The 11700-nt window shown below is 48.8% G+C and carries 7 protein-coding genes; 2 read left to right on the top strand and 5 right to left on the bottom strand.

All coding sequences use genetic code 11. From position 1 onward, the window contains the following. Positions 1-100: 100 nt before the first annotated feature. Complete coding sequence (locus tag QUB13_RS29800) at positions 101-232, top strand: hypothetical protein (protein ID WP_333388548.1); 132 nt, start codon at positions 101-103, stop codon at positions 230-232. Positions 233-280: 48 nt separating this feature from the next. Here the strand turns inward: QUB13_RS29800 and QUB13_RS29795 are convergent, their stop codons facing one another. The 4 genes from QUB13_RS29795 to QUB13_RS29780 form a co-directional block, all read right to left on the bottom strand. Beyond that, the gene (locus tag QUB13_RS29795) at positions 281-1126 is read right to left on the bottom strand and encodes a lysophospholipid acyltransferase family protein (protein ID WP_333388545.1); all 846 of its coding nucleotides are present in this window, start codon (positions 1124-1126) and stop codon (positions 281-283) included. 313 nt (positions 1127-1439) lie between these two features. Continuing rightward, positions 1440-4934, bottom strand: coding sequence for a response regulator (locus QUB13_RS29790; RefSeq protein ID WP_333388542.1), 3495 nt, complete (start codon positions 4932-4934; stop codon positions 1440-1442). Positions 4935-5420: 486 nt separating this feature from the next. After that, positions 5421-5723 carry a hypothetical protein gene (locus tag QUB13_RS29785; protein ID WP_333388539.1) on the bottom strand — a complete coding sequence of 101 codons (303 nt, stop codon included), beginning with the start codon at positions 5721-5723 and terminating at the stop codon, positions 5421-5423. Positions 5724-5823: 100 nt separating this feature from the next. Then, positions 5824-6162 carry a hypothetical protein gene (locus tag QUB13_RS29780; RefSeq protein WP_333388536.1) on the bottom strand — a complete coding sequence of 113 codons (339 nt, stop codon included), beginning with the start codon at positions 6160-6162 and terminating at the stop codon, positions 5824-5826. Between the two features lie 305 nt (positions 6163-6467). Between QUB13_RS29780 and QUB13_RS29775 the strand changes: the two genes are divergently transcribed. Next, positions 6468-7112, top strand: coding sequence for a GNAT family N-acetyltransferase (locus QUB13_RS29775; RefSeq protein ID WP_333388533.1), 645 nt, complete (start codon positions 6468-6470; stop codon positions 7110-7112). A gap of 853 nt (positions 7113-7965) precedes the next feature. On the opposite strand, the gene QUB13_RS29770 is transcribed toward QUB13_RS29775, so the two are convergent. Next, positions 7966-11700, bottom strand: a 3735-nt coding sequence (locus tag QUB13_RS29770; protein ID WP_333388530.1) for a calcium-binding protein, incomplete at its 5' end; no start/stop codon positions are given.

The raw sequence follows: 11700 nt of genomic DNA, 5'->3' as shown, positions 1-11700 counted from the left end.
ATATTGCCGAGGCGCTCTCAAATTCACTCATCTTTCTAAATGCTGTTTTCTGACTTTTTCAGCAAGCCCTAAATAATTTATTGAGACAAAACTTTGCATAATGACTCAAAATCGCCCAAATACTGTGATTAAATGGCGCTGGGGCGATCTACAATTAAGGCTGGATTGGGTGGAAGTGCGATCGACTCGATTGTGCGATCGACTTTACGATCATTTTAGAGTCTTGGATTAAGGACTGAATTCCTCACTACCAATCTATGTATATAAAATTATCCAATTCTCAATTACCAGCCAAACAATCTAATTGTGCCTGCATTTGAGTTGTAACTAAATCGAAACAAGCATCAACATAATCGCGATCGCCCGCCGCTTCCTTACCGTACCTCTCAAATACGATCGGTTCGCACACGCGAGTCCGAATTTGCACAGGTAAAGGCAGATGTGGCAAAGGCCCAATACTCAATCCCCAAGGCAATCCCAAATACACCGGAAATACGATTGGATCGATGCCAAATAGCCACGGCATTCCCCATTCGTGCAATTGCTTAACTTCTTCGTACAAATCCGCCAAAACTATTAAAGTATCGTGGGCACCGTGCGATATAATTGGTACAATTGGCACCTCTTCTCGCAATGCTAATTTAATAAATCCCTTGCGTCCGGCAAAGTAAATTTTATTGCGTAAGTGATGGGGGCGGAAAGTATCTTCTGCGCCGCCTGGATAGACGAGAACCGGGGCATTTTTTCGCAAAGCTGCGATCGCCATTTTCGGATTCGCCTTGATCGCGCCGCACTGCACCGCCATGCTAGCAATATCAGGAGAAACCTGCCAAACCGTCGGGTGCATCAATCCATAGGCCAAGCGTTCGGTGCCGTACCTGTGGAACCATTCGTACAGGAACATAAACATATCAGGAGCGGCGATTCCTCCGTTGTGGGAGCCGACAACGAGCATTTTTCCGTTCGTGGGGACATGGTGCCAGCCGTCGCTTTGTACGCGAAAATAGTAGCGGTACAGCCATTCCCAGATTGGCAGCAAAAGTTGGATGAAGTCGGGATTGCGATCGTCCAAAGATAAACCGTCAAAGGGATAGCTAGAGGATTTTTTATTAGTAGTTTTTGTCACTTTAAAAATATTAGTCAGTAGTCAGTAGTCATTAGTCATTAGTCATTAGTCATTAGTCATTAGTCATTGGTCATTAGTCATTAGTCAGTAGTCATTAGTCAGTAGTCATTAGTCAGTAGTCATTAGTCATTAGTCATTAGTCAGTAGTCATTAGTCATTGGGTATAAAAGCATTGAGAATTGGGTCTAAAAACAGAAAAGCATTGGACATTAAAATTGGCAGCAAACAACCAACAACCAACAACCAATAACCAATAACCAATAACCAATAACCAATAACCAATAACAAACAACCAACAACTAATAACCAATAACTAATCACAATTCAGCAGAAAAGTCAACACAGTTTCATCAATTCCCTTAAGTGTCAGCGACTTGTATTTAACAATTCGATCTTCCTCAACATAATCTGCAACCGCCGCCGAAATCAGCACAGAGTTTGGTTCCGCCACCTCTTGCAAGCGCGCAGCAATATTCACGCTCGGCCCGATCGCAGTATAATCCGATCGATCCGGGCCACCAAACATCCCCACCACCGCAGTACCCTGGTGAATTCCACAGCGAAACCGCACCGGAGGCATCCCATTTTCCCCCACAATTCCCTGCTCCACCCAGCGCTCGTTAAGCTCCTTAAGAGCTCGCAGCATTTCCCTTGCAGCAGCCACAGCGCGGCGTACTTGCTCATTAGGCGTTAGTTCCTCCGGCGCGCCAAACAGAGCCATTACCGCATCTCCCACAAACTTATCCACCGTACCCCCACTGTCAAAAATAGCCTTAGTCATTGCCGCCAAATATTCATTCAACAGCTCAGCCACCCGGCGCGATCGCAGCGTATTTGCCATCTCAGTAAAACCGACAATATCGCTAAACAAAATAGTAATCAAACGCGGTTCCGGGCGCAAATCCAGAGCCAAATCTCCAGCCGCTGCGGCCTTCACCATCGAAGGCGGCAAAAATCGGCGCAGCACCGACTCAGTTAAATAACTGTTCAACTGCTGCACTCGACGCTCGTTTTGTTTTAGAGCGATCAAATTTCGCACTTCTGCCAACAATTCGCGATCGTTAAAAGGCTTAGACAAATAAGCATCAGCACCCCGTTCTACTCCTTCAATCCGAGTATCTTCGTCGGCTTTAGCAGTCAGCAAAATTACCGGAGTTCCCTTCAATTCCTCATCCTGTCGAATCATCCGAATCAAATCCAAACCCGAGATCAAAGGCATCATTAAATCCGTGACAATTAAATCAGGTCTGCGGTTTTTTGCCACGGCCAATCCTTCTTGTCCGTTGCGCGCGAGCAAAACAGCAAAACCGGAATCTCGCAGAATTCCCGATACATAAAAACGCAAATCTGGATTGTCGTCAACCACCAAAACCATGCCGGCTGCTGTTTCTGAATTGATCGGTTGGATCGCCTCAAAACTCTCATTGGCAAATTCAGCATCCGACAAATCACCTTCCACATCTGCCAGTTCCACCGCTGCTTTGGATGAATGAAACTCTGCAGGTATTTCTAGTACCTGTTCCGGTGGTAAGTGAGTAGAACCGAAGTGCAGCCAGACGGTAAAAGTAGTACCTTCGCCGTAAACTGACTCCACGGAAATTTGACCGCCGTGGAGTTCGACTAATTCCTTGACAAGCGCCAAACCCAAGCCGCTGCCTTCGTAGGAACGGTTGGTAGAACCTTCGGCTTGGCGAAAGCGCTCGAACAAATAGGGAATTTGTTCGGTGCGAATGCCAATGCCGGTGTCTTTTACTTGCAGCAAGCAGTGAGCGCCTGCCGGTTTAATTGTCAGGGTGATTGTTCCGCCTTCTGGGGTGAATTTGACAGCATTTGATAGCAAGTTGTAAATCACTTTGTCAAATCTTTCAATATCCAAATAAAGTAAAGGACATTCTTGCAGTTGGGTAATTAATTGCAGTCCTTTTTTATCGCAGTAGGCGCGGAACGACTCTGCGGTAGAGTAACAGAAACTGACTAAATCGCAGGGGCGAAAACTCGGCTGCATCCGTCCGGCATCGAGTCGCTGCAAGTCCAGCAGTTGATTTACCAAGCGCAGGAGGCGGCGCGAATTACGCAAAGCGATTACCGCTTGTTCGTAGGGTAAGTCTTCTTGGCGGCCGCAAGCTGATTCCAAAGGGCCGATGGTTAGTGTTAGAGGCGTGCGGAATTCGTGGGAGATATTTTGGAAAAACTCGGTTTTGAGCCGATCGGCTTCTAGGAGCCTTTCTGCTTGCTGTCTGGTAGTCTGGTAGAGGCGCGACTGCTGCACGGCTAGAGCCGCTTGAGTTGCCACTATTTGAGCCAAGTCAACATCTGAAAGTTTCCAGCGGCGAATGGTGTGATTTTGGCGCAGGGAAATGCTGCCGATGATTTTGCCTTCGGAGATTAAGGGAACGACTAACAGGGCGCGGGCTGGCGATCGAACTTGCAGTTCTGTAACATTTAAATCGGGGCGTTCGTAGAGGTCTTCAATAGCCACCGGCTCTTTTGATACCATAACTTGCAGCAGCACCGGATTGCCCCGAATCGGCACCAAAGATTGCGGCAAGGAAGGATGGGCAAAAACCCAGGCGCCAGAGTTAACACCACTAGCAGAATCCGTTCCTGGCCCAGCAGAGTTTCCTTGGTTCCCCACTACCTCTGGATTGTTAAAACCCTGTTCTACAGCCACGGTATTCCTATTTGTGTCGTAGAGCCCCACGCACTGGACGTATTCATCATCTTCTGTCCACAAAGATAGGGCGCAGCCGTCAACTTGCAAAGCTTGGCCTAGTTGTTGAGTAATGGCTGCAAAAATATTTTGGGGGTCGAGGCTCGATCGAATTGCCGTAGTAATAGTATTGACTAAGGCCTCGCGCTTGGCCAGCGCCCGCACCTTTTCGTAAGCCCTGGCTTGAGAAAGCGCCAAAGCCGCTTGGTCGGCCACCGTAATTACCAACTGTACCTCATGGTCTTGCCACTGGCGCGGTCGATCGAACTGGTGCAGCGCTAAGACAGCCATCAGTTCCGTTTTGTAAAACAGCGGTACGATTAAGCTCGATCGAATATTCGCAGCTTGATAAGCCTGCTGTCGCTGGGGATTGTCCCAATTTAAAACTCTCTCATCAGTTTCGGCATCTTGAATCACCTGCACATCCAGAGTTTTCCAAACCAAATCCGCCAGCAAATCCGCCGACAGTCCAGAAGCATCTAGAGGTATGGTTTCCGGCGCATGGTAAACGAACTGTTCGTCAGCCGCCCGCCCATCTTGAAAAGGTCGCAGCAGACAACAATTCACCTCAAACATCTGCCCGACGGTTTCCACAATTCTTTGCAGCATTTGCTGGTAATTGGGGGCCGATCGGATAGTATTAGTAACGGCATAAAGCAGCGATTCTTGCGAGAGAGCCCTACGCAGTTCATTGGTGCGCGCTTTCAGGATATTGTGAGTCTCAACAGCTTGAGTGACAATAGTTTTAAGTTCTTCCGCATCCCAAGGCTTCGTAACGTATTTGAATACTTTGCCAGCATTAATCGCTTCAACTAAATCTTCAATATCCGTATAGCCAGTTAAAATAATTCGGATGACATCCGGGTATTGAGCCGCCGTCAGGCTGAGAAACTCCGTACCGCTCATTTTTGGCATTCGCTGGTCGGAGATAATCACAGCAACTTCTCCCTCTTTTGCCAAAATTTCTAGGGCGGCGGGGCCAGATTCTGCCCTGAACACTTTGTAGTCTCGATGGAAGGTGCGGTAAAGCAAGTCGAGGTTATCCGGTTCGTCATCGACGATCAGAATTTTTAACTTAGGATTTGATTGAGAATTCATGCACCGTTCTCCTGTGCCCCGGGGCTGTTCGATTTAATAAGTCTGATGAAAAAAAGAATTCGCCGGTTTCAATTGTTGAAGTCACAATAGTTCGTGAATCTGACGTTGTTGTGAGTTGGCCGAAGCAAGAGTCAACCGGGAGAATTGGTGTTTTGCATCTTGTATTGTGTCCTTGGGAAGTCGCGAGTTGTACAATACGCGAGTTCCCGAGGGTTCGCACTCTAAAAAAATGCTTTTTACAAAACCCAGATGCTCCCAATCCAGCTTGATTTTTGAGAATTTAGTTTTAAATCCAGAATTATTCTGAGCCACAATTGTCTGTCTTACACCCTAATTTTATTATTTAATGATATTCACATAAACTCGTCTTGCGGTAAGTGTCCCCTTACCCCTCACCTCTATGCAGAAGCAGAAACACGAATCCGGCACTTTTAAAAGCTGTCTGGATATCTCATAATACATAGGAATAACCTTCGCGGTTGTGAGTTAATTTGCCAAATTTATGTCATATTCTCCCTCCTTGGTCGATTTTATTTGGTATTTGAAAACTGCTGTCAGTACGATATAATAGACCACCAATATTTTCGCCTCTGTTTTTTCGACTGCCAAGGTTACAGCAACTTTAACAGTCCGCAGCTCGATACTGTCGGCGAGCCTGCGCCGGTTCCCCTGACGGATATTCGGGGGGTGGCTGACAGACCAAACGGGCTTTGAGTGCGGGTGACGCAATTGTTGTACCATTTGAGTTAGACTTGCACTTTTTCCGCGATCGCGACATTTTTGTGCCATCGCAGATTTTCGAGAAGCCAATTAGTGCGGCCAAACACTGTAAGCCAGAGCGTCCATCTGTTAATCTTAGCTAGGGATGTACTCTGTGGAAACCGGCAAATTAGCTTTCTTCGAGATTTTGACAGTCTCGATCGCCCTTTGCACAGCATTCCAGCACAAGATCGAGCCGTGAAGGAAAACCCCCGCAGAATGTTTCTGACCATCCAAATTTAAATTGGACGGTGGGGAGAGTGATCCCTAGCGCCACAGGTAAAGCCAATTCGTGACGGGACGGGCTTGCTGATGACCCATAACTGCTGAAAGCTGGGTTGTCCGGTTCACCGGGCCGGTGGCGAAGATCCGACGTGCAAGCGGGCCCGATGTTAGTGCGGTCAGTCGTTGAGTTTTTCAATTTTCTGAGCGAAAAGTTATATTCGATGCGATCGGATATTTGAACCAACACAGATCCGCAGGGTTCCGGGAACCTGACCTTAAAACCTTTTTGATTGTTTTTAATACCTTAGCAGTTACCCACCAATTTAGTATTAGGGGATTGGTTTTGATTGATAGGAAATTGATTTTTAAATGCCAAAAACTGGCACACAACATCCAATACTACTTAAATTAAAGCATAAAATAATGTGATTTAATGGTACTAATCAACGATGTCTATAAATTATCTCATAATATCATAACATCAGAGAAGTTTCTTAGGTAAAAATCCGAGAAAATAGCGTAAAAAAAATAATATAGTGACCTTAAATTGTGAATCCTTCTTTTTTTTCCTCACCGTCTCACGAACAACAAACTCCCCGACTTTCTGCCTTTTCGATCCGCGTCGCTGTGTCGAACGACTTGACACAGCTAGCCGATGTTTTAGCCGTGAGCTTTCACTCCCGCCAGGGATTGGTAGAATGGGTGTATCCGGTGTTGCGTTTGGGCATTTACGAAGATTTAAAAAATCGACTGCGTTCTAAGGCAGAACATTACATTTGTCTGGTTGCTGAGCTAGTCTCGCACGAGGAAGGAATGCAGAATTATCGATCGCCCCGACTTGGGTCCGTAGCAGGAACAATAGAAATGGCCCTGCGCGCTCGTTTCCCTTGGCAAATTCCAAGTTCAGACTATCCTTATTTGTCAAATTTAGCCGTTCACCCAGATTATCGGCGGCAGGGAGTTGCTCAACAATTGCTCAGCAACTGCGAGGATACAGCAAGAGAATGGGGATTTTCGGAGATTTACCTCCACGTTCTGGAAAATAATCACGCAGCCAGACAGTTGTACTATCAAGCCGGTTATCGCTTGCAACAAGTCGATTGGCATTGGACTCATTGGCTGTTCGGTCAACCGCGCCGGCTGTTTTTACGCAAGCAGATTTCGCTTTCACAAGCTAATTATTTGAAGCGATAGTGGGTAATTGGTAATTGGTTGTATTTGTTGATTTTAGGCGATCGCACAACTCTCATAAAATTGTTTCCATAGCTTCGACCTGCAATAGGAGGTAGGATTTGATTGTGGAAAAAAACGTGATTTGTAGACTTATTGCATATATTTTTGATTGATAGGTAAACCGCAAATTGATGCAGATTAGCGCAGATTAACGCAGATGTTTTGCAAGATAGGATCTAGCGGTTAGAGGTAAAGATCGAGTCTTGATATCATGTCCGGTCGATTAATAACACAAATCTCCTGTAAGTTGCCAGAAAGAAGGAGGCAGAGCCAAAGCATCTGCATTACCAGGCTCTTCCTGGTAACGATCAACGGCTTAAGTTATTAAATTTTCCTTATTGCGGTAAATCGATCGGAACAGTCAACAGTCAACAGTCAACAATCAACAGTCAACAATCACCTGACGGTACAACCGGAATTGATCGAAAATCTAAAATCTAAAATCTAAACTTGTACCTCACCTTTTTGACAAAGGCTATATCATATCGTTTCCGCTTGCATCGGAATGATTTAACCGGCGCTAGAACACAGAGTACACAGAGTCCGAGAATATATATCTGAATCATTCCCGGTTGCATCGGAATAATAAAATCGAGTCAACAGTTAACAGTCAACAGTCAACAGTCAACAGTCAACAGTCAACAGTCAACATCATTCCGGTGTTACCGGAAATGATATGAATCATTCCGATGCTACCGGAAACGGTATCAAAACCTCCTAACCGTCGGACGAAGTAGCCCTACAAATAACGCCACAGAAGTTTTGAGTTGCTGTGGCGTTTTGTTATGAAAATAGGGAACTTTCGGCGCTAATTCTAGCCCTCAGACAAGAGATTAGATAGGAAATCCGAAGAGCCGATCGCCCCGTTAACCCCGATAAAGTTTCCTAACACCCGATCGGTTCCTGCTATTCGCAACAACGTACCGTCAGGAGTAGCGCTAAATTGCAACTGCTGGAAACTCACGCCGCCAGTCAAAACAAACTTATCGACACCTACCTCGAAGTTAATCACAGTATCAGTGCCGCCGTCAGCACTCAAAACAAATCGATCGCTCCCAATACCTCCGATTAAAGTATCATCTCCCGCGTCGCCAAACAGCCAGTCATCCCCCGCACCTCCATTGAGAATATCGCTATCTTTACCGCCAAACAAAGTATCGTTACCAGCATTTCCGTTGATAGTATCTTGCCCTTCGTTGCCGTAGAGCAAATCATCGCCGTCACCGCCGTTGATACAGTCTTGCCGATCGTTGGCGCCCACCGAGACACCTGGGTTATCAGCACCATCGCCATAGATGGTATCGTTGCCCTCGCCACCGCAGAGTTCATCGCCCCCGTCACCGCCGTAAATCAAGTCGTTGCCGGCATCTCCGTGTACGAGGTCATTATTTTTGCCACCGTAAATCAAGTCGTTGCCTTCACCGCCACTGATGGTATCGTCACCCTCATCGCCGAACAGCGCATCAGCACCATCACCACCAAAGAGCCAGTCCTGGCCGTTGACATCTTTAGCTCGACTTCGAGCACCGCCGTACATAGTGTCGTCGCCGTTGTCGCCGACAAGGGTATCAGAGCCGAGTTCGCCCCAAATCAAGTCATTATCTTTGCCACCCCAAACGCCATCATTGCCCTTACCTGCTTGGACGGTATCATTACCGTTGCCACCACCGATAATGTCGTTGCCGCTGCCGCCAAAGATTAAGTCTTCTTCGCCAGCACTATTCATTGAGTTGGAACCACCGCTGTCGCCAAGCAGAGTATCGGCTCCTTCACCGCCGTAGAGGGTATCAGAGCCTAATTGACCGTAGATCAGGTCGTTGCCTTTACCTCCGTAAGCGCGATCGTTATTTTCGCCGGCAAGCAGCGTATCATCCCCTTCTTGGCCGCTGAGGAAATCGTTGCCGGAGCCTCCGTACAGCAAGTCGCGCCCCTCGAAGTCGCGAACCGTTTTGTTGGTTAAACCGCCAAACAAGCTGTCATCGCCGGCGTCACCAATCAACGTATCGGAGTCGAACTCGCCCCAGATCAGGTCATTGTCTTTACCTCCTAGGGCAAAATCGTTACCTTTGCCGGCGTGGATGGTATCGCTGCCCTCGTTACCGTTGATGATGTCTGCACCGCTGCCTCCGAAGATCAAATCGCCATTCTCAGCAGCGCTGTTGGAGTTATCGTTGCCGTTATCTCCCAAAATCGTATCGGCACCTAGATCTCCAAACAGAATGTCGGCGCCTGAGTCACCTGCAATCCAGTCATTTTGTTTGCCGGCATGGACGATATCGTTGCCACCGCCACCGTAGGCAATATCGGTGTCAGTGTCGGCAAAAATCGCGTCATTGCCTTCGTCGCCGTGAATTTCATCAGCGCCATTTTTGCCTAAAAGCAGGTCGTTGCCTTTCAAACCAAGGATTTTTTGGTTGCCTTTGGTGTCTGCGATGAAGTCATCGCCGTCGGTGCCTTTGGTGGTTTGTCCATCTCCCAGTTGCGAAATCGGTCGGACAAATCCAACTGCCGGCGGTTGCGGAGCCGGCGCAAAGTTAATTCCCGGTTTTTCCTGAATCGGCTGACACAGACAGTCGGTATCTGGTTCGGCGATCGGATTTGAGCTACCGGGCGCGGGCGTTGGTGTGGGTGTGGGTGTGGGAACAGTTCCAACTTGCCTCAAGATAGCAGCAACAGTAGCGCTAGCGGGGCTGACTTTGCCGAGGTTGTCGGTGGCGGTGTAGCTGAAAGTTGCTCCGTTGAAGTCAACTGTGGCTACGAAAAATAGTTGCTCTATCTGTGCCGGAGTCAGGACTTGACCGGCTGTCACCGCTACGTCGCCGTTGACTGGATCTGAAAAGAACAGGGTTCCTTGGTTGGCTGGGGGGACGCTGGTGATGGTGTAAGAGACGATCGACCCATCGGGGTCACTTCCTCCCAATCCCAACACCTGCACGATGCCGTTAGTCGGAACCGTGAAGTTAACATTGTTAATCGATGGCGGTTGGTTGGAAGTCGGGGAGATAGCGGCAACTGTAGCAGTGGCGGGGCTAACTGCGCCGCTGTTATCTGTGGCGCTGTAGGTAAAATTGGCACCGGTAAAGCTACCTGTGGATTGGAAAAATAGTTGTCCTATTTGTGCCGGTGTCAAAACTTGACCCGGTGTCACGGCGACTCCGCCGTTGGCCGGATCTCCTAAAAACAGGATGCCTTGGGCCGCTGGGGGCAGGGTGTTGATGGTGTAGGAGGCGATCGACCCATCGGGGTCACTTCCTCCCAATCCCGGCACCCGCGCGCTGCTGTTGGGGTCTACCGTGAAATTAGCATTGTTGGTTACTGGCGGTAAGTTTAGGGGATTTGGTGTGGGAGTTGCTCCTGTGGAACCGAGAGTAGCGGTAGCCAGGGGACTGGTAGCGCCGTTGTTATCTGTGGCGCTGTAGGTAAAATTGGCACCGGTAAAGTTGCCGGTGGATTGGAAAAATAGTTGTCCTATTTGTGCCGGTGTCAAAACTTGACCCGGTGTCACGGCGACTCCGCCGTTGGCTGGATCTCCTAAAAACAGGATGCCTTGGGCCGCTGGCGGCAGGGTGTTGATGGTGTAAGAGGCGATCGACCCATCGGGGTCACTTTTTCCCAATCCCGGAATTTGCGCGGTGCTGTTGGGCTCTAGGGTGAGGTTAGTATTGTTGGCTGCTGGCGGTTCGTTGGGAGTTGGTGTTGGAGTTGGTGTGGGATTTGGTGTTGGAGTTGGTGTGGGATTTGGTGTTGGAGTTGGTGTGGGATTGGGAGTGGGTGTTGGTACTGGTGCTGGAGTCGGCGGGGGTGTCGTTCCTGTTAAACCGAGATTAGCGTTAGCTGGGGGGCTAACTGCGCCGCTGTTATCTGTGGCGCTGTAGGTAAAATTGGCACCGGTAAAGCTACCTGTGGATTGGAAAAATAGTTGTCCTATTTGTGCCGGTGTCAAAACTTGACCCGGTGTCACGGCGACTCCGCCGTTGGCCGGATCTCCTAAAAACAGGATGCCTTGGGCCGCTGGGGGCAGGGTGTTGATGGTGTAGGAGGCGATCGACCCATCGGGGTCATTTCCTCCCAATCCCGCCACCGGCGCGCTGCTGTTTGGCCCTACCGTGAGGTTAGTAGGTGTCGCGAATGGCGGTTGGTTGGGTGTCGTTCCTGTTAAACCGAGATTAGCGTTAGCTGGGGGGCTAACTGCGCCGCTGTTATCTGTGGCGCTGTAGGTAAAATTGGCACCGGTAAAGCTACCTGTGGATTGGAAAAATAGTTGTCCTATTTGTGCCGGTGTCAAAACTTGACCCGGTGTCACGGCGACTCCGCCGTTGGCCGGATCTCCTAAAAACAGGATGCCTTGGGCCGCTGGGGGCAGGGTGTTGATGGTGTAGGAGGCGATCGACCCATCGGGGTCATTTCCTCCCAATCCGGGCACTGGCGCGCTGCTGTTTGGCCCTACCGTGAGGTTAGTCGGTGTCGCGAATGGCGGTTGGTTGGGTGTCGTTCCTGTTAAACCGAGATTAGCGTTAGCTGGGGGGCTAACTGCGCCGCTGTTATCTGT

This window comes from Microcoleus sp. B4-D4, from assembly GCF_036705185.1.
Lineage (GTDB): Bacteria > Cyanobacteriota > Cyanobacteriia > Cyanobacteriales > Microcoleaceae > Microcoleus.
Note: the sequence above shows the minus strand (reverse complement) of the source record. Positions and strands in the feature narration are given on the sequence as shown.